The 18,829-nt window shown below is 66.1% G+C and carries 18 protein-coding genes; 12 read left to right on the top strand and 6 right to left on the bottom strand.

What is annotated here, in order from left to right; translation table 11 throughout:
* The first annotated feature begins 149 nt into the window (after positions 1–149).
* Entirely contained in the window at positions 150–1,046 is an 897-nt protein-coding gene (locus V6W80_RS06415; protein WP_338546250.1) for a DMT family transporter, read from the top strand.
* Here the strand turns inward: V6W80_RS06415 and V6W80_RS06410 are convergent.
* Positions 1,039–1,776 (bottom strand): tRNA-uridine aminocarboxypropyltransferase, encoded by a 738-nt coding sequence (locus V6W80_RS06410; protein ID WP_338546248.1) that lies wholly within the window; start codon positions 1,774–1,776, stop codon positions 1,039–1,041. The two genes, V6W80_RS06415 and V6W80_RS06410, sit on opposite strands and share 8 nt — an antisense overlap.
* 141 nt (positions 1,777–1,917) lie before the next feature.
* On the opposite strand from V6W80_RS06410, the gene V6W80_RS06405 reads away from it, so the two are divergent.
* Both V6W80_RS06405 and V6W80_RS06400 read left to right on the top strand, forming a co-directional pair.
* Positions 1,918–2,325 carry a quorum-sensing-regulated virulence factor family protein gene (locus tag V6W80_RS06405; RefSeq protein ID WP_017639016.1) on the top strand — a complete coding sequence of 136 codons (408 nt, stop codon included), beginning with the start codon at positions 1,918–1,920 and terminating at the stop codon, positions 2,323–2,325.
* Between the two features lie 15 nt (positions 2,326–2,340).
* A complete protein-coding gene (locus tag V6W80_RS06400; protein WP_338546247.1) occupies positions 2,341–3,420 on the top strand; it encodes a TIGR00730 family Rossman fold protein in 1,080 nt (359 codons plus the stop codon).
* Between the two features lie 138 nt (positions 3,421–3,558).
* Here the strand turns inward: V6W80_RS06400 and recX are convergent, their stop codons facing one another.
* The 3 genes from recX to V6W80_RS06385 form a co-directional block, all read right to left on the bottom strand.
* Positions 3,559–3,966, bottom strand: coding sequence for a recombination regulator RecX (gene recX, locus V6W80_RS06395; protein WP_064306781.1), 408 nt, complete (start codon positions 3,964–3,966; stop codon positions 3,559–3,561).
* 109 nt (positions 3,967–4,075) lie between these two features.
* Positions 4,076–5,119, bottom strand: a complete 1,044-nt coding sequence (gene recA / locus V6W80_RS06390; RefSeq protein WP_017639019.1) for a recombinase RecA — start codon at positions 5,117–5,119, stop codon at positions 4,076–4,078.
* Between the two features lie 86 nt (positions 5,120–5,205).
* Positions 5,206–5,706 carry a CinA family protein gene (locus tag V6W80_RS06385; protein ID WP_017639020.1) on the bottom strand — a complete coding sequence of 167 codons (501 nt, stop codon included), beginning with the start codon at positions 5,704–5,706 and terminating at the stop codon, positions 5,206–5,208.
* Between the two features lie 165 nt (positions 5,707–5,871).
* On the opposite strand from V6W80_RS06385, the gene V6W80_RS06380 reads away from it, so the two are divergent.
* The 9 genes from V6W80_RS06380 to fdxA all read left to right on the top strand — a co-directional run bounded on the left by V6W80_RS06380 (position 5,872) and on the right by fdxA (position 16,337).
* Positions 5,872–6,909 carry a LacI family DNA-binding transcriptional regulator gene (locus tag V6W80_RS06380; RefSeq protein ID WP_338546244.1) on the top strand — a complete coding sequence of 346 codons (1,038 nt, stop codon included), beginning with the start codon at positions 5,872–5,874 and terminating at the stop codon, positions 6,907–6,909.
* A gap of 57 nt (positions 6,910–6,966) precedes the next feature.
* Positions 6,967–7,749, top strand: a complete 783-nt coding sequence (locus V6W80_RS06375) for a sugar phosphate isomerase/epimerase family protein (RefSeq protein WP_338546242.1) — start codon at positions 6,967–6,969, stop codon at positions 7,747–7,749.
* Positions 7,742–8,671 (top strand): sugar kinase, encoded by a 930-nt coding sequence (locus V6W80_RS06370; protein ID WP_338546240.1) that lies wholly within the window; start codon positions 7,742–7,744, stop codon positions 8,669–8,671. Before V6W80_RS06375 ends, V6W80_RS06370 begins: the two co-directional genes overlap by 8 nt.
* A 37-nt stretch (positions 8,672–8,708) precedes the next feature.
* Positions 8,709–9,992 (top strand): MFS transporter, encoded by a 1,284-nt coding sequence (locus V6W80_RS06365; RefSeq protein WP_026083602.1) that lies wholly within the window; start codon positions 8,709–8,711, stop codon positions 9,990–9,992.
* A 14-nt stretch (positions 9,993–10,006) separates the two neighbouring features.
* The gene (locus V6W80_RS06360) at positions 10,007–10,990 is read left to right on the top strand and encodes an NAD(P)-dependent oxidoreductase (RefSeq protein ID WP_184291470.1); all 984 of its coding nucleotides are present in this window, start codon (positions 10,007–10,009) and stop codon (positions 10,988–10,990) included.
* Between the two features lie 53 nt (positions 10,991–11,043).
* Positions 11,044–11,250, top strand: coding sequence for a hypothetical protein (locus V6W80_RS06355; RefSeq protein ID WP_184291472.1), 207 nt, complete (start codon positions 11,044–11,046; stop codon positions 11,248–11,250).
* A gap of 76 nt (positions 11,251–11,326) precedes the next feature.
* Positions 11,327–13,276, top strand: coding sequence for an ATP-binding protein (locus V6W80_RS06350; RefSeq protein ID WP_184291474.1), 1,950 nt, complete (start codon positions 11,327–11,329; stop codon positions 13,274–13,276).
* Between the two features lie 92 nt (positions 13,277–13,368).
* Positions 13,369–15,945, top strand: coding sequence for a DNA mismatch repair protein MutS (mutS, locus tag V6W80_RS06345; protein ID WP_338546238.1), 2,577 nt, complete (start codon positions 13,369–13,371; stop codon positions 15,943–15,945).
* Between the two features lie 68 nt (positions 15,946–16,013).
* On the top strand, positions 16,014–16,337 hold the full coding sequence (fdxA, locus tag V6W80_RS06340; RefSeq protein WP_007159459.1) for a ferredoxin FdxA: 324 nt from the start codon (positions 16,014–16,016) through the stop codon (positions 16,335–16,337).
* Positions 16,338–16,744: 407 nt separating this feature from the next.
* Here the strand turns inward: fdxA and rpoS are convergent, their stop codons facing one another.
* Together rpoS and V6W80_RS06330 are read right to left on the bottom strand one after the other, a co-directional pair.
* Complete coding sequence (gene rpoS / locus V6W80_RS06335; RefSeq protein WP_017639029.1) at positions 16,745–17,737, bottom strand: RNA polymerase sigma factor RpoS; 993 nt, start codon at positions 17,735–17,737, stop codon at positions 16,745–16,747.
* Positions 17,738–17,847: 110 nt separating this feature from the next.
* Complete coding sequence (locus tag V6W80_RS06330; RefSeq protein WP_064306749.1) at positions 17,848–18,684, bottom strand: peptidoglycan DD-metalloendopeptidase family protein; 837 nt, start codon at positions 18,682–18,684, stop codon at positions 17,848–17,850.
* Positions 18,685–18,829: the final 145 nt, after the last annotated feature.

Below are 18,829 nucleotides of genomic sequence, written 5' to 3'. Positions count from 1 at the left end.
TGAGCGCCCGTGTCGACCAGGTACCTGGCGCCCGGGCTGCGTGCAAGCATGCCCAACGGCGCGGACGGGAGCAAGGCCGGGCGGACCGCGGACGGTAGGCAAGACCCGGCGGTTTGCGGCACAGTTGCCGTTTTGCCCAAGAGACGCCCATGCCCAGCGCCGCCCTGCGTGCCGATCTGCTCATGCTGCTCACCGCCCTCATCTGGGGCAGCGCCTTCATCGCCCAGACCGGCGGCATGGAGCACATCGGCCCCTTTCTCTACACCGGCCTGAGATTCGCCCTGGGCGCCCTCACCCTGCTGCCATTGCTGCTGTATCTGCGCCGCCGTGGCCGCCAGCGGCGCCTGACCCGCGACACCTTCAAGGGCGGCCTGCTGATGGGCCTGGTGCTGACCCTGGGCATCAATCTGCAGCAGGTCGGGCTGCTGTTCACCAGTGTGACCAACTCCGGCTTCATCACCGGCCTCTATGTCATCGTGGTGCCGCTGCTGGGACTGCTGCTCGGCCAGCGCAGCCATCTGGGCACCTGGATCGGCGCCAGTCTGGCGGTGGTGGGCATGGGGTTGCTGAGCATCGGCGACAACTTCCAGGTGGCGTCCGGCGATCTGCTGCAACTGGCCGGCGCCCTGGCCTGGGGCGTCCATGTTCTGCTGGTGGGACACTATTCCAGTCGTCACGACGCCACGGTGCTATCGATCCTGCAGTTCGGGGTCTGCGCCATCATCAGCCTGGTGCTGGCGCTGGTCTTCGAGCCGATCCAGTCGACCGGGATCGTCCTCGCCCTACCCGAGTTGCTCTATGGCGGCGTGATCGCTGCCGGCATCGGCTACACCCTGCAGGTGTTCGCCCAGCGCGGCGCCATCGCCTCCCATGCGGCGGTGATCTTTTCCCTGGAGGCGGTATTCGCCGCCTTCTTCGGCGCCTGGCTGCTGGGCGAGGCCCTCAGCGGTCGTGGCTACCTGGGCTGCGTGCTGATGTTCGCCGGCATGCTGGCCGCCCAGCTCTGGCCGCGCCAGGCGCCGGTGGAGATCAAGCCGGTCAACTAGCGCGCAGGGCCTTCAGTTGCCTACTGGCTGGGCTGTCCGCCGCCAGCGGCAGATGATGCTTGGCATCCAGGTAGCGCTCGCTGAACACGTCCAGATAGGCCTCCAGCAGCCGCCCGGCCGGCGCCTCGCCAGCCAGTTCCAGGCACAGGGCGGCGACCTCGGCGGTGCAGAGGTGCTCGCCGCGGGTGGAGCGCCGCAGGCGGTAGCGCGACAGGGCAGTGGGCTGGAAACTCAACACCGGCAGGCGGTCCAGGTAGGGACTCTTGCGAAACATCTTGCGCGCTTCGGTCCAGGTGGCATCCAGCAAGACGAACAGCGGTCGCTGGCCGGGTGCCAGCGGCAGGGTCTCGACCACCCGCTCGGGGGCCGCGTATTCGCCAGGAAACACCAGCAGCGGTTGCCATTCTGGCTGCGCCAGCAGCTCCGGCAGCGCCGGGTCCACCGCCGTGCGACTCCAGCCGAAGGCGTGGGTATCGGCCACCACGTCGGCGATCAGCCAACCGGTGTTGCTCGGTTTGAGCGGCTCGACATCGTGCATCAGCAGGCACATGCCGGCGTGGGTCTGGCGCAGGGGGCGCAGGTCGCAGAGGCAATGACTGGGGGCCAGGCGGCAATTCGGGCAGCGCGCCATGCGCGAGCCCCGGGCGATGAAGGGCTTGATGCTGCGCGCCAGGCGCTCCTGGCGCAGACGGGCCACGGCATGCAGAGGGGTATCGCTGATCGGGGTCATGCCGGGCTCGCGGGTAAAAGCGCAGTTTACCAGAGCGATCGGGATGCCCGCGGCGGCCAGGCAGGTTACCCTGCGTAGACGCCTTGCGAACCCCCGCCCGCGACCACGGTCGAAACGGGCTCCTCTACGCTGGAGAACACGATGCCTCGTTTTGCTTTGCTCGCCCTGACCCTCGCCCTGCCCTTCACCGTCCAGGCGGCCGAGTCGCTCAAGGACCATGAGCTCAACCAGATGCTGCGCAAGGTCGCCACCGAGAGCAGCCAGGGCACGCCACGCGCCATCAACGAGGACATCCTCGACCGCGGCTACACCGTGCAGGGCAAGCAGTTGGTCAACAACCTCAGCGTGCGCCCGGCGCATGCCGCGCGCATGCGCGAGAATCCGGCCACGGTACGGGTGCAGCTCGCCGAGAGCGTCTGCCAGAACAACGGCTATCGCCAGTTGCTGGCCCGTGGCGCCACCCTGGTCTATGACTTCACCGAATACCAGACCAACAAGCCGGTCATGGTCGAGCGCTTCCAGGCTGCCGACTGCGGCCTGGGCAAGTAAGCGGAGGGTCGCGGCATGACCGAGGACAACGACGACAGCTACCTGGCCCGCCATGTGGAGCCCAGCGCCGCCGATCTCGGTCAGCGCATCGACGAACTGCTGGCGCACGCCCTGCCGGGCGGCAGCCCCAACCTTGGCCTCTACCGCGAGATGCTGGTGACGGTGGTGCGCATGGCGCAGACCAATCCGGCGCGCTGGGACGCCAAGATCGTGCTGCAGACCCTCAAGGAGCTGGAGCAGGCCTTCCGTACCCTGGAGCGCTTTCGCCGGCGGCGCAAGGTCACGGTATTCGGCTCGGCGCGGACCCGCATCGACCACGGTCTCTACACCCTCGCCCGCGAACTGGGCAGCGCCCTGGCCCGCCGCGACATGATGGTCATCACCGGCGGCGGCGCCGGCATCATGGGCGCCGCCCACGAGGGCGCCGGACCCGAGGCCAGCCTGGGCTTCAACATCACCCTGCCCTTCGAACAGCGCGCCAATCCCACCATCGAAGGCACGGATCACCTGCTGTCCTTCCACTTCTTCTATGTGCGCAAGCTGTTCTTTCTCAAGGAGGCGGACGCCCTGGTGCTCTGCCCCGGCGGCTTCGGCACCCTGGACGAGACCTTCGAGGTGCTCACCCTGATCCAGACCGGCAAGAGCCCGCTGGTACCGCTGGTGTTGCTGGATACCCCCGACGGCCACTTCTGGGACGATACCCTGGCCTATCTGGAGCGCAATCTGCTGGAGGAAGGCTACATCCTGCCCGCCGATCTCAAGCTGGTCCGGCTGGTACGCTCACCGGAGGCCGCCGCGGCCGAGATCGAGCGCTTCTATGGCAACTACCACTCCACCCGCCGGCGTGACGGCCTGCTCCATATCCGTCTCAAGCACGCCGTGACCCCGGCCTGCCTGGAGCAATTGGCCAGGGATTTCGGCGACCTTTGCCGCACCCCGGGCTTCACCCAGCTGGCCCCGGGCGAAGGCCAGGCCGACGAAGCGGAATTCGCCCACCTGACGCGCCTCACCTTCGACTTCCACGGCCGCCACTACGGCCGCTTGCGCGAACTGGTGGACGAGCTCAATCGCCCGGAGCATTGGTTATCCACGTAGGTTGGCGCTGAGCACAGCGAAGCCCAACAGACCCTGGAGCCCGTGTTGGGCTTCGACGATAAAACCGTCTCAACCCAACCTACCCAACTGCCCCGTAGGTTGGCGCTGAGCACAGCGAAGCCCAACAAAACAGGCTGCCTACCGCCGACTCAACACCCGGTTGATCCCATCCATGGCATAGCCCCGATAGGCCAGGAAGCGACCCTGCTTGGCGCGTTCCTTGGCATCAGCTGGGGGCGTACCGAATTTCCTGCGCCAGACGTCTTCGAGGTGCGCCTGCCAGTCCACGTCCGCTTCACGCAGTGCGGCTTCCACCTGATCCCGCTGCAAGCCGCGCTGACCCAGTTCTTCGCGAATGCGCATGGGCCCGTAACCGGAGCGGGCACGGCTGGCGATGTAGCTTTCCAGATAGCGACTCTCGTCGAGCAGGCCATCCTCGGCCAGGCGATCCAGCACCGGGCCGAGCAGGCTTTCCTCGGCCCCGCGCCGCCGCAGTTTGCGCGACAGCTCCTCGCGACCATGTTCGCGACGGGCCAGCAGATCCATGGCGGCGAAACGAATGGCAGCGGTGGTATCCAGTGGATTGCCCAAGGGTGATCCTCCTTATGCAAAAACCCCCGCACGAGGCGGGGGTTGTGTCAAACGTGGCACCCGATCACAGATCGATGTCAGCGTCTTCTTCGGCGGCCACTTCGGCCTTCTGATTGGTCGGCTGACTCAGCAGCTTCTCGCGAATCGCCTTGTCCACGGCACCCTTGATCTCGGGATTGTCTTCCAGGAACTTGGCGGCATTGCCCTTGCCCTGGCCGATCTTGCTGCCCTGGTAGCTGTACCAGGCACCCGACTTCTCGATCAGCCCCAGCTGCACGCCCAGATCGATGATCTCGCCATTCAGGTAGATACCCTTGCCATAGAGAATCTGGAACTCGGCCTGGCGGAACGGCGGTGCCACCTTGTTCTTGACCACCTTGACGCGGGTTTCGCTGCCGATCACCTCGTCGCCTTCCTTCACCGCGCCGATGCGACGGATGTCCAGACGGACCGAGGAGTAGAACTTCAGGGCGTTACCGCCAGTGGTGGTCTCGGGGTTGCCGAACATCACGCCGATCTTCATGCGGATCTGGTTGATGAAGATGACCAGGCAGTTGGCGTTCTTGATGTTGCCGGTGATCTTGCGCAGCGCCTGGGACATCAGACGTGCCTGCAGGCCCACGTGCATGTCACCCATCTCGCCTTCGATCTCGGCCTTGGGCACCAGAGCCGCCACGGAGTCGACGATGATGACGTCGACCGCGTTGGAGCGCACCAGCATGTCGGTGATTTCCAGGGCCTGCTCACCGGTATCCGGCTGGGACACCAGCAGATCGTCGACGTTGACGCCCAGCTTGCCGGCGTAGTCCGGATCGAGCGCGTGCTCGGCGTCGACGAAGGCGCAGGTGGCGCCCTGCTTCTGCGCCTGAGCGATGACCGACAGGGTCAGGGTGGTCTTACCCGAGGATTCGGGACCGTAGATCTCGACGATCCGGCCCTTGGGCAGACCACCGATGCCGAGGGCGATGTCCAGACCCAGGGAGCCGGTGGAAATCGCCGGAATGGCCTGGCGCTCGTGATCGCCCATGCGCATCACGGTGCCCTTGCCGAATTGCTTTTCGATCTGTCCCAAGGCCGCGGCCAGGGCACGCTTTTTGTTGTCGTCCATTAGATTCCTCTCGGAGAAAGAAGGGCCAGACGGCCGTGGATACCTGTATAAGTGAACAGTATTAAACCATAGTCGCCCTCTGGTTGCTACACCCGAGGGCCTTTTTCCTCGGCCAGCAAGGCCAATAAAACCTGCAGGGCACGGACCTGGGTCTGCTGGCGGACCGCGGCGCGATCGCCGGCAAAGACCTGCCGTTCGGTGCGCAAATTTTCTCCATCGCGCCAGGCTAGCCAGACAGTGCCGACCGGCTTGCCCGGCACCGCGCCACCCGGCCCGGCGATACCGCTCACCGCGACCGCAAAGCGAGCACCGGCGCGCTGTTGCGCACCCAGCGCCATGGCCGTCACCACCTCTTCGCTGACCGCGCCGACCTGCTCGAACAACGCCTCAGGCACGTCCAGCTGTAGGGTCTTCTGCCGGTTGGAATAGGTGACGAAGCCGGCCTCGAACCAGGCCGAGCTGCCAGCGACGCGGGTGATCGCCTCGGCGATGCCGCCGCCAGTGCAGGATTCAGCGGTGGTCACCTGGGCACCAGCCGCCTGCAGGGCGTCGCCCAACCGCTGGGCGAGACTATCGAGGGAATCCATCGAGACCTTCCTGTGCGAAAGAGAACATAAGAGGTGACCGCGGCAAGCGAGCGCCTGCGGCGACCACTGGTCGGCCTGCACCTTAGACCGGCTTGCCGGCCCGCGTGAGAAAAGATTTACTGAAACCGGTTTCAGGCACCTACAAAATCCTAACAGCGGTACGCCATGAACGATGTCTTCATCCCCGGTCCGCGCGCTACCCGTGCGACCATCGCCGAAGTGGCCGCCGTCGCCGGCGTGTCCAAGGCCAGCGTGTCCCGCTATATCAGCGGCGATCGTCGCCTGCTGTCAGACGCCCTCGCCACGCGCATCGAGCAGGCCGTGGTCGCCCTCGATTTCCAGCCCAACCAGATGGCCCGTGGCCTCAAGCGTGGACGCAGTCGCCTGATCGGCATGCTGGTGGCCGACCTGCTCAATCCCTACTCCACCGCGGTGATGCACGGCGTGGAAACCGCCTGCCGCCAGCAGGGCTATTCGCTGCTGATCTGCAACACCGATCAGGACGCCCGCCAGGAGCGCCAGCAACTGGCCGCGCTGCAGTCCTACAGCATCGAAGGCCTTATCGTGAACACCTTCGGCCAGCACGCCGCCGATCTGCAGCACCTGGGCAGCCGCCTGCCGCTGGTGCTGCTGGATCGCGAATTGCCGGGCGTCGAGGCCGATCTGGTCGGGCTCGACAACCACCAGGCCATCGCCACCGGCGTGGCGCACCTGCAAAGCCAGGGCTATCGCGACCTGCTGCTGATCAGCGAACCTCTGGATGGCACCAGCTCCCGCCGTCAGCGCCTGACGGCTTTCGACGCGGCCCTGGCCGCACACCCCAGCTGCCGCGGCGGGCATTGCGTCCAGGCCGACAACGCCCTGGCGCTGCAGACCGCCCTCGCCGCTTTCCTGGCCAGCCCCGGCCCCGGTCCCAAGGCGCTGCTCACCGCAAACGGTGTGGCGACCCTGGCCACGACCCTGGCGCTGCAGGCCCTGGGCGAGCCCCTGTTCGAGCGCCTCGGCCTGCTGGCCCTGGACGATCTGGACTGGTTTCCGCTGGTGGGTGGCGGCATCAGCGCCCTCGCCCAGCCGACCCATGCCCTGGGCGTGGCCGCCTTCGAACGCTTGCAGCGGCGCATCGACGGGGATCGCAGTGCACCGGTACAGCAGACCTTCGGAGCGGAATTGCACATCCGTCAGTCGACTCGCGCTAGAACCTAGGGGCACCTTTCGCCTTTTTGCCCGTCTTTTGATGAAACCGGTTTCAGGAGAACAACAATGCCACCGGAGATCGCCATCACCACCTCGGCCTTTGGTGCCGACGGGGTACGTACGCAGGGCCAGGCCGCCTGGCTCGACCTGATCGCCGCTGCGGGCGCCACCCAGGTGGAAATCCGCGCCGAACTCTTCACCGATACGCCCGATTTCGCTGCCCTAGGCGCCGCCATCCAGGCGGCTGGTCTGGGTTGTGTCTATTCGGTCCCCCTCGAACTCTGGCCCGACGCCGGCGCGGCCCTCTCGCCGCGCCTGCCCGAAGCCATCGCCGAAGCCCGCCTGCTGGGCGCCGATACCCTCAAGGTGTCGCTCGGACACTATCGCGCGGCGGCCGATCTTTCGGCGCTTGGCAGCTTGCTACGGGACGGTGGTCCGCAGCTGCTGGTGGAAAACGACCAGACCGCCCAGGGTGGCCGGGTCGAACCGTTGCGCGCCTTCATCCAAGCGGTCCGGGCAGCAGGCCTGCCAATAGGGCTGACCTTCGATGTCGGCAACTGGCGCTGGCAGGACGAAGATCCCCTCCAGGCCGCACGGCTGCTCGGAGGGGACGTCCGCTACCTGCACTGCAAGGCGGTGCGCCGACGTGCCGGTGGCCTGCATGCCGTGCCCCCGGAAGCGGCCGATCTGCTGGCCTGGCAGAGCCTGATGGTCCACTTCCCCACCGGCCTGCGGCGCGCCATCGAGTTTCCCCTCATGGGGGCCGATCTGCTGGCCGAGACCCGCCGCCAGGTAGCAGCCCTGCGCACCTTCGATAGCCAGCAGCGGGAGGAGCGCCAGCATGGCTGACTTCGACATCCTCGCCTTTGGCGAAACCATGGCCATGTTCGTCGCCGAGACGCCGGGCGACCTGGCCACGGTCGGCCAGTTCGGCAAGCGCATCGCCGGTGCCGACAACAATGTGGCAATCGGCCTGAGCCGCCTGGGCTTCAGGGTCGCCTGGCTGTCGCGCGTCGGTGACGACTCCTTTGGCCGCTTCGTGCGCGCCAGCCTAGAGGCCGAGGGGCTGGACTGCAGCCGCCTCACCGTCGATCCGCAGCACCCCACCGGCTTCCAGCTCAAGTCTCGCGCCGCCGATGGCAGCGATCCGGTGGTGGAGTACTTCCGCCGCGGTTCGGCGGCCAGCCACCTCAACATCGAGGAGGATTTCGACCCGAGTCTGCTGCAGGCGCGTCACCTGCATGCCACCGGTATCCCGCCGGCACTGTCGTCCAGCGCCCGCGCCTTCAGCCGCCACCTGCTGCAGGCCATGCGCGACGCCGGTCGCAGCATCTCCTTCGATCCCAATCTGCGGCCTTCGCTGTGGGACAGCGAAGAGCAGATGCGTCGCGAGCTCAACGACCTCGCCGCCCTCGCCGACTGGGTGCTGCCCGGCCTGGCCGAGGGCCGGCTGCTGACCGGCTACCACACCCCGGCGGACATCGCCGCCTTCTACCTCGACCGCGGCGCCAAGGCCGTGGCCATCAAGCTCGGTCCCGAAGGTGGCTACTGGCGCACCCCTGAGGCCGAGGGTGAGGTCCCCGGCGTGCCCGTTGCCGAGGTGGTGGACACCGTCGGCGCCGGTGATGGCTTCGCCACCGGCTTCGTCAGCGCCCTGCTCGATGGCCTCGATGTCGCCGCCGCCGTCGCCCGCGGCAACTGGATCGGCGCCCGCGCCGTGCAGGTGGTCGGCGACATGGAAGGACTGCCCTACCGACACGAACTGCCCTGATCTACACCTTTACAAGAACAATCAAGCAGGTGACCCCATGAACGCCTCTTCTCTCGCTCCACGCCGCTGGTGGTATCTGATGCCAGTGGTCTTCATCACCTACAGCCTGGCCTACCTCGACCGGGCCAACTATGGCTTCGCCGCCGCCTCGGGCATGGCCGACGACCTGGGCATCACCCCGGCGATGTCCTCGCTGCTCGGTGCGCTGTTCTTTCTCGGCTACTTCTTCTTCCAGGTGCCCGGCGCCATCTATGCCGAGAAGCGCAGCGTCAAGCGGCTGATCTTCTGGAGTCTGATCGCCTGGGGCGGCCTGGCTACCCTGACCGGCATGGTGCCCAACGTCACCCTGCTCATCGCCATCCGCTTCCTGCTCGGCGTCGTCGAAGCGGCGGTGATGCCGGCGATGCTGGTCTATCTCTGCCACTGGTTCACCAAGCGCGAGCGCTCGCGGGCCAATACCTTCCTGATCCTCGGCAATCCGGTGACCATTCTCTGGATGTCGGTGGTCTCGGGCTATCTGATCCATGCCCTGGACTGGCGCTGGATGTTCATCATCGAAGGCCTGCCGGCGGTGATCTGGGCCTTCATCTGGTGGCGCCTGGCCGCCGAGCGGCCCAAGGATGCCACCTGGCTCGCCGCCGAGGAAAAGGCCCGTCTGGAAGAGGCGCTGAAGGCCGAACAACAGGGCATGAAGCCGGTCAAGAACTATGCCGAAGCCTTCCGTTCGCCCAAGGTCATCCTGCTGTCGCTGCAATATTTCTGCTGGAGCATCGGCGTCTATGGCTTCGTCCTCTGGTTGCCGTCGATCCTGCGCCAGGGCGCCCAACTGGACATCGTCCAGGCCGGCTGGCTGTCCTCCCTGCCCTATCTGGCCGCCGTGCTGGCCATGCTCGGCGTGTCCTGGGCCTCGGATCGCATGCAGAATCGCAAGCTGTTCGTCTGGCCGCCGCTGCTGATCGCCGCGCTGGCCTTCCTCGGCTCCTTCGCCCTCGGCCCTCACCACTTCTGGTGGTCCTATGCGCTGCTAGTGGTGGCGGGGGCCTGCATGTACGCCCCCTATGGCCCCTTCTTCGCCATCGTCCCGGAGATCCTGCCCGTCAACGTCGCCGGTGGCGCCATGGCGCTGATCAACAGCATGGGCGCCCTGGGCTCCTTTGCCGGCTCCTATCTGGTGGGCTATCTCAACGGCGTGACCGGCGGTCCCGGCGCGTCCTTCGGCTTCATGGGCGGCGCCCTGCTGGTGGCCGTGGTCCTCACCCTGCTGCTGCGCCAGGAACCGGTCGCTCGCGCCGCGGCGCTCAAGCCCGCCACCAGTCACTAGAGGAAAACTCGTCCATGAAAAAGAAGGTGATCCACTACAAGGCCCTGTCGCCGGTGCTGACCGCGCGATTGAGCGAGGCCTTCGACCTGGAGTACATCGACGTCAAGGCCCCGGGCGGCGAAGCCCGGTTGCGCGAACGCCTGCCCGAGGCCCAGGGCCTGCTCGGCTCCAGCTTCAAGCTGACGCCCGAACTACTGGATTTGGCGCCCCGGCTGGAAGCCATCGCCAGCGTCTCGGTGGGTTTCGACAGCTACGACCTGCCCTATCTGCAACGGCGCGGCATCCTGCTCTGCAACACCCCGGATGTGCTCACCGAAAGCGTCGCCGATGCCGCCTTTGCCCTGCTGCTCGCCACCGCGCGGCGCATCGTCGAGCTGGCCGACTGGGTGCGTGCCGGCCAGTGGCAGGCCAGTCTGGGCGAGGACCATTTCGGCTGCGACGTCCATGGCAAGACCCTAGGTCTGGTGGGCATGGGCCGCATCGGCCAGGCCATCGCCCGTCGCGCCCACCTGGGCTTCGGCATGCAGGTCAACTACACCGCCCACGCCGCCAAGCCGGAGGTGGACGAACGCTTTGGCGCACGCTTCCTGGCGCTGCCCGAGTTGCTGGCGAGCTGCGACTTCCTCTGCGTCACCGTGCCCCTGAGCGACGAGACCCACCACCTGTTGGGCGCTGCCGAACTGGCGCGGTTGCCAGCCCATGCGATCCTGATCAATGTCTCGCGCGGCCCGGTGATCGATGAAGCCGCGCTGATCGCCGCCCTGCAGCAAGGCCGCCTGCGTGGCGCCGGGCTGGATGTCTTCGATCGCGAACCCGTGGCGCCGGACTCACCCTTGCTGCGCCTGCCCAACGTGGTACCGACGCCACACCTGGGCTCGGCGACCCAGGAGACACGCGAGGCCATGGCCCGCTGCGCGGTGGACAACCTGCTGGCCGCCCTGGGCGGTAGCCGGCCGGCGAATCTGGTCAATCCGGAGGTCTGGCAGCACCGCGAGTGAGCCATGGCGCTCATTTGTGGTCAGACCATTATCAGCCCAACGGAGAACGCCCCATGACCGCCTTCGACGATCCCCAAGCCTTCGTCAACCGCGTGCGCGAGCAGGCCGCCGATGCCGAGCGCAGCGGCGACATCCCCCGCCTGCTGCAACTGGTCAACGAACTGGCCACCGCCTTCGAGCGCCAGGCCCACAGCACGGCGGCGGACAACGCCGAGGTGGCGCGCGCCGTCGAGGAGTTCGAGCGGCACGAGGGCACCTGAACCGTCGGTCTGCCCGCCTTTCGGTCGTGCGCCCTTTCGGTACCGTGACGGACCAGCGTCCCGAGGTCTAGCTCTAGTGCCCATCGCCACCCACACTCTGCTCGGCCGGCTACTCAAGCTGGTCCCGCGGGACGCTCCCGCCCCCTGGCGCTATCTGGGCGCGGCCCTGCTGATCGGCATCGCGGCCGGGATCCGGTTGAGTCTGGGCATCGACAGCCTGCCCTATCTGCTGTTCATCCCCTTCATCATGGCCGCGGCCTTCTGGTTCGGCCTGGGTCCCGGCCTCTGTGCCATCCTGCTGTCGGTGCTGCTGGCCGAGACCCTGTTCGTCAAGGCGCCGGCCTATTTCGCGCTGTTCTCCGAACGCTGGGTGTCCCATGCCCTGTTCGTGCTGGTCAACATCATCATGGCGACGGTCTGCGCGGCCCAGCGCCGTAGCCTGGAATCCCTCTATCGCTTCGCCGGCAATCTCGGCGAACAGGTCACCCTGCGCACCCGTCAGCGCGACCTGATCTGGCAGGCCAGCCCCGATCTGCTCTGTACGGCGACCCTGGAAGGCCAGCTACTGGATCTCAATCCAGCCTGGACCCATACCCTGGGCTGGAGCGAAGAGCAGTTGCGCCACGAGCCCTTCATGGCTTTCGTGCACGTAGAGGATCGCGCCCGCACCGAGGCGGCCCTGGAGCGCCTGGCGCTTGGCGAACCGGTGTTCGGCTTCGAGAATCGCTATCGGCATCGCGAAGGCGGCTATCGCTGGCTGTCGTGGAATTCGGTGCTGCAGGAGGGCCTCATCTATTCCGCGGTGCGCGAGGTCACCGCCATCCGCGAACAACAGGAAGCCCTACGCCAGACCGAAGAGCAACTGCGCCAGAGCCAGAAGATGGAAGCCGTCGGCCAGCTCACCGGCGGGATCGCTCACGATTTCAACAATCTGCTGACCGGGGTGATCGGCAGCCTCGACATGCTCAGTCTGCGCCTGGCGCAGGGTCGCTTCACCGACCTCGAACGCTATGCCACGGGTGCCAAGGGCGCCGCCGAACGCGCCGCGGCCCTCACCCACCGCCTGCTGGCCTTTTCCCGTCGCCAGGCGCTGGATCCCTCGGCCACTCAGACCAACGCCCTGGTGCAGGGCATGGAAGAGCTCATCCGCCGCTCGGTAGGCCCCCAGGTCGAGATCCATATCGAACTGGCCGAGGCGCTCGACCTCACCCTGTGCGATCCCCACCAGCTGGAAAACGCCCTGCTCAATCTGTGCATCAACGCCCGGGATGCCATGCCCGAGGGTGGCACGCTGCGCATCGTCACCGCCAATCGCCGCCTCAACGACGCCCAGGCCACCGCGCTGGAATTGCCGGCTGGCGACTACGTGACCCTGGCGGTACTCGACACCGGTTCCGGAATGCCGCCCGAGGTCCTGGCGCGCGCTTTCGATCCCTTCTTCACCACCAAGCCGGTGGGCATGGGCACTGGCCTGGGCCTGTCGATGATCTATGGCTTCGCCAGGCAGTCCGGTGGCGTTGCCCATATCGCCTCGGCTCCGGGCCGAGGCACTACCGTGACGCTCTATCTGCCACGCCTGGTGGAAATCCCACCGCCGTCGGTCGAGACGATGCGTACCTCGCCGTTACGCTATCCCGCTGGCATGACGGTGCTGGTGGTGGACGACGAACCCCTGGTGCGGACGCTGGTGGACGAGGCCCTGCGCGAACACCGCATCCGCACCCTGGAGGCGACCGATGCCGCCACCGCATTGCAGGTGCTGGAATCGGATACGCCGCTGGATCTGCTGATCGCCGACGTCGGCCTGCCGGGCGGGTTGAGCGGCTGCCAGCTCGCCGCCCTGGCCCGGGAGCGTCGCCCGGGTCTGATGACCCTGCTGATCACCGGCTACGCCGAGGCGGAGCTACCCGGCGAACCCCTGCCCGCCCCTGGCGTCGAGGTGCTGGCCAAGCCCTTCACCCTGGAAAGGCTCATGACCCAGATCGATCTGCTGCTGGCCGCCCGCGAACAAAAGCCGCAGGCCTGATGCCGCTTCCTTGAGCCGAGTGGGGCCGACAAACGCCACGAGTTGGTGGACAATACGCGGCTATCCCAAGGCAACCGGATCGAAACACCCGCATGAGCGATCTCTCCGCGCACACGCCCATGATGCAGCAGTACCTGAAGATCAAGCATCAGCACCCCGAACAGCTGCTGTTCTATCGCATGGGCGATTTCTACGAGCTGTTCTACGACGATGCCCGGCGTGCCGCCAAGTTGCTCGACATCACCCTGACCGCCCGGGGCGCCTCGGCCGGCAAGTCCATCCCCATGGCCGGCATCCCCTTCCATTCCGCCGAGGGCTACCTGGCCAAGCTGGTCAAGCTCGGCGAATCCGTGGTGATCTGCGAGCAGATCGGCGACCCGGCCACCAGCAAGGGCCCGGTGGAACGCCAGGTGGTACGCATCATCACCCCCGGCACCGTCAGCGACGAGGCGCTGCTCGACGAGCGCCGCGACAACCTGCTGACCGCGGTGCTGGGCGACGAGCGCCTGTTCGGCCTGGCCGTGCTGGACATCGCCAGCGGCCGCTTCACCGTGCAGGAACTGGCCGGCTGGGAAACCCTGCTGGCGGAGCTGGACCGCCTCAATCCCGCGGAACTGCTGATCCCAGACGACTGGCCCGTCGGCCTGCCCGCCGAGAAGCGGCGTGGCGTGCGTCGCCGGGCGCCCTGGGATTTCGATTGCGACTCGGCGCTCAAGAGCCTCTGCCAGCAATTCGGCACCGGCGACCTCAAGGGCTTCGGCTGCGACAAGCTGGGCCTGGCCCTCGGCGCCGCCGGCTGCCTGCTGGCTTACGCCAAGGAAACCCAGCGCACCGCCCTGCCCCACCTGCGCAGCCTCCGCCACGAGCGTCTGGACGACACCGTCATCCTCGACGGCGCCAGCCGCCGCAACCTGGAACTGGACGTCAACCTGGCCGGTGGTCGCGACAACACCCTGCAATCGGTGGTGGATCGCTGCCAGACCGCCATGGGCAGTCGCCTGCTGACCCGCTGGCTGAATCGCCCGCTGCGCAATCGCGCGGTGATCGAGGCGCGTCAGGACGCCATCACCTGCCTGCTGGAAGGCTATCGCTTCGAGACGCTGCAGCCGCAGCTCAAGGACATCGGCGACCTGGAGCGCATCCTCGCCCGTATCGGCCTGCGCAACGCCCGCCCGCGCGACCTCGCCCGCCTGAGAGACGCCCTGGCCGCGCTGCCGGCGCTGCAGGACGGGCTGACGCAGATGATCGCCCCGCACCTGCTCGATCTGGCCAAGAGCATCCAGACCTATCCGGAACTGGCCGCGACCCTGGCCCGCGCCATCATCGACAACCCGCCGGCGGTGATCCGCGACGGCGGCGTCATCAAGCGTGGCTACGACAGTGAGCTGGACGAGCTGCAGACCCTGAGCGAGAACGCCGGCCAGTTCCTCATGGACCTGGAGGCCCGGGAAAAGGCCCGTACCGGCCTGCAGGGGCTCAAGGTCGGCTACAACCGCGTCCACGGCTATTTCATCGAGATCCCCAGCCGTCAGGCCGAATCGGCGCCGGCCGACTACATCCGTCGCCAGACCCTCAAGGGCGCCGAGCGCTTCATCACCCCGGAGCTCAAGGCCTTCGAAGACAAGGCCCTGTCGGCCCAGAGTCGCGCCCTGGCTCGGGAAAAGGCCCTCTACGAGGCGCTACTGGACGAACTCATCGGCCACCTGGCGCCGCTGCAGGACAGCGCCGCCGCCCTGGCCGAGCTGGACGTCCTGGCCAACTTCGCCGAGCGCGCCCTCAACCTGGACCTCAACAAGCCGCGCTTCGTCGCGGAGCCCTGCCTGAAGATCGGCCAGGGTCGCCACCCGGTGGTCGAGCAGGTGCTGGAAACCCCCTTCGTCGCCAACGACGTCACCCTCGACAACGACACCCGCATGCTGGTTATCACCGGTCCGAACATGGGCGGCAAGTCCACCTACATGCGCCAGACCGCGCTGATCGTGCTGCTGGCCCATGTCGGCAGCTTCGTCCCGGCGGCCAGTTGCGAACTGTCCCTGGTGGACCGCATCTTCACCCGCATCGGCTCCAGCGACGACCTGGCCGGCGGCCGCTCCACCTTCATGGTGGAGATGAGCGAGACCGCCAACATCCTGCACAACGCCAGCGAACACAGCCTGGTGCTGATGGACGAGGTGGGTCGCGGTACCAGCACCTTCGACGGCCTGTCCCTGGCCTGGGCCGCCGCCGAGCAACTGGCGCGGCTGCGCGCCTGGACGCTGTTCGCCACCCACTACTTCGAGCTGACCGTGTTGCCGGAAGGCCAGCCGAGCGTGGCCAACGTCCACCTCAACGCCACCGAGCACAACGACCGCATCGTCTTCCTGCACCATGTGTTGCCGGGCCCGGCCAGCCAGAGCTATGGCCTGGCCGTGGCGCAACTGGCCGGGGTACCGGAAGACGTCATCCTGCGCGCGCGGGAGCATCTCGCCCGCTTGGAAGCGGCCAGTTTCAACGGTGAGGTGGGTACGCCACTGCCGATAAGTGTCCCTTCCAAGGACCGCCCCTTGCAGGCCGATCTGTTCGCCAGCGCCGTCCATCCTCTCATCGAGGAACTGGAACGCCTGCAGCCGGACGACATCACACCCAGACGGGCCCTGGAGCTTATCTACGAATGGAAAAAGCGTATCTGAGTTAACGGATACGAGGGTTCCGGCAATGCTGCTAGAATCCGCCGCCTTAGCCTGAGGAGAACGAGCAGATGACCTTCGTCGTCACTGACAACTGCATCAAATGCAAATATACCGACTGCGTGGAAGTCTGCCCGGTGGACTGCTTCTACGAAGGCCCCAACTTCCTGGTGATCCACCCGGACGAGTGCATCGACTGCGCCCTGTGCGAACCCGAATGCCCGGCCCAGGCGATCTTCTCGGAAGACGAGGTGCCGGCCGGCCAGGAAGCCTTCATCGAACTCAACAGTGAATTGGCCAACATCTGGCCGAACATCACCGAGAAGAAGGATGCCCTGCCTGACGCCGCCGAGTGGGACGGCAAGCCCAACAAGCTCCCCCAGCTCGAACGCTAGGCCTTGCCTGGAATCTCCAGGCAATAAAAAAGGGGGCGGATCGCTCCGCCCCCTTCGTCCCTGTCCCTGTAATCCTGCCACCGTCCTGGTGAACCTCGTCCTGAGGTGATCCCGATCCGCTTCCTGCCGATCCGTGTCGTCCCAGACACAGAGCCGATAGTACTCTCCTCCCGAGCAATGGCAATCTGCCACAAGCCGCCCTCTCAGGCCGCTTCGCTGCTCCGCCCGAAACAAAAAATCGTTATGCGGCAATCACTTGAAGATTGGCCATACTGATCAAGCGATGCTTTCCGGCAGTCTCAAGCGATTCATGCTTACGCGGCCTGTAAGCCGAGGCTTACAAGAACACGCAGAAAAAAGCCCGGATGAATCCGGGCTTCGTTTGGCTGATATTCAGCTAGGGCTGGTCAGAACAGCGAATCACTGGACAGGCCATTGCGCTCGAAGATCTCGCGCAACCGCTTGAGTGCCTCGACCTGGATCTGCCGCACCCGCTCGCGGGTCAGTCCGATTTCCTGTCCTACCTCTTCCAGGGTGCAGGCTTCATGACCCCGCAGGCCGAAGCGGCGTACCACCACTTCGCGCTGCTTTTCCGGCAGTTCCAGCAGCCACTGGTCGATGCTCTGGTTGAGATCCGAATCCTGCAGCAATTCGCAGGGGTCGGTGGGGCGATCGTCGGTCAGGGTATCGAGCAGGGTCTTGTCGGAATCGGGACCGAGCACCATGTCCACCGAGCTGATCCGCTCGTTCAGGCCCATCACCCGCTTGACGTCCGCCACCGGTTTTTCCAGCAGCGCGGCGATCTCCTCGGGCGAAGGCTCGTGGTCGAGCTTCTGGGTGAGTTCGCGTGCCGCGCGCAGATGCAGGTTGAGTTCCTTGACCACGTGGATCGGCAGGCGAATGGTGCGGGTCTGATTCATGATCGCGCGTTCGATGGTCTGCCGGATCCACCAGGTGGCATAGGTGGAGAAGCGGAAGCCCCGTTCGGGGTCGAATTTCTCCACGGCGCGAATCAGGCCCAGATTGCCTTCCTCGATCAGATCGAGCAGCGACAGGCCGCGATTGATGTAGCGGCGGGCGATCTTGACCACCAGGCGCAGGTTGCTTTCGATCATGCGCTTGCGACCGGCGGGATCACCGCGCTGCGCGAGACGCGCGAAATGCACCTCTTCCGCCGGTGACAGCAGTGGCGAGAAGCCGATTTCGTTGAGATAGAGCTGAGTGGCGTCGAGTGCTCGGCCATAATCGGCCAGCTTGGCGCCGCGCAAGACCTGGTTACCGCGCCCGGAGAGCGCCTTGGTCATGGCGGATTCGGTGGATTCCTCACCGAAGGGATTGGAATCGAGAAGCAGGACATCGTCGCCGAGATCGTACTCGGTTTCTTGTTTGTTCTGGATCATCTTGAGTAACCCTTGCTCGTCTGTGCTTCGAGCCAGGGCGTATCGATACGTTGCCGATGCGCCATGACTCGCCCCCAAAGAGCTGCGGGATCGAGTCGGCGCCTAGCGAATCAGCGATTGGGCAAAAACTGCAAAGGATCCACCGGCTTGCCCTGACGGCGAATCTCGAAATGAAGCTTGACCCGGTCGGTCCCGGTCGACCCCATCTCGGCAATCGTCTGCCCTATCTTGACACGCTCACCTTCCCGAACCAGCAACCTACGATTGTGACCGTAGGCACTGACGTAGGTTTCGCTGTGTTTGACGATAACCAGTTCACCATAACCCCGCAGACCGTTTCCGGCATAGACCACGGTGCCATCGGCGGCGGCCATCACGGGCTGGCCTTCCTGGCCGGCGATGTCTATTCCCTTGTTTAGACTGCTGCTGGCGGAGAAGCGACTGATCAGGGTGCCTTTCGTCGGCCAGGCCCAACCGGAGGCCGATTGGGGGACGTCACGGGTCGGCGTCTGGGCTGGCGTCACCGGGGTCGGCGGTGGCGCCGTAGGCAGATTCGGGGTCACCACCGGGGTGGCGGCGGTGGGACTGGAGGTGACGGGCGGCGGGATGGGTACCGGGGTGGCCACCGGACTGCCCGGTGCCGGAGCGGAAGCTACCGTGGCCGGTCGACGGATGATGCGACTGGAACCACTGGCGCTGGAACCGTTGCCGAAACGAATGACCTGGCCGACATGGATGACATAGGGCGCACTGAGACCATTCTGGGCCGCCAGGGCACGCCATTCCCAGCCGTTGCGGGAAGCGATGGAAAACAGGGTGTCACCGCGCTTGACGCGATATTGCCCGGAAGTGACCTGGGGCACGCTGCCGCGACCATCGCCGCGGTCGACAACCGGCGCTCGCGAACCGTTGCTCGAACAACCCGTCAGCAGCAGGGCCACGAGCACTGTCGCTAGCCAGCCTGATCGCCCTCGTCCTGGAAATCCTTGCGCTCGGGCCTTCACCCGTTCCTCCCGCAGAGTCTGATCATCTACCGTCCGGCCATCCCGCCGGCCTCAAGCGGCCAAAGCCGCCAGGCAGCCTTGGAGCGTG

Source organism: Pseudomonas benzopyrenica (assembly GCF_036884265.1).
Classification (GTDB): domain Bacteria; phylum Pseudomonadota; class Gammaproteobacteria; order Pseudomonadales; family Pseudomonadaceae; genus Chryseomonas; species Chryseomonas benzopyrenica.
The sequence above is the reverse complement of the archived record's forward strand: the minus strand, read 5'-3'. Positions and strand labels throughout refer to the sequence as shown.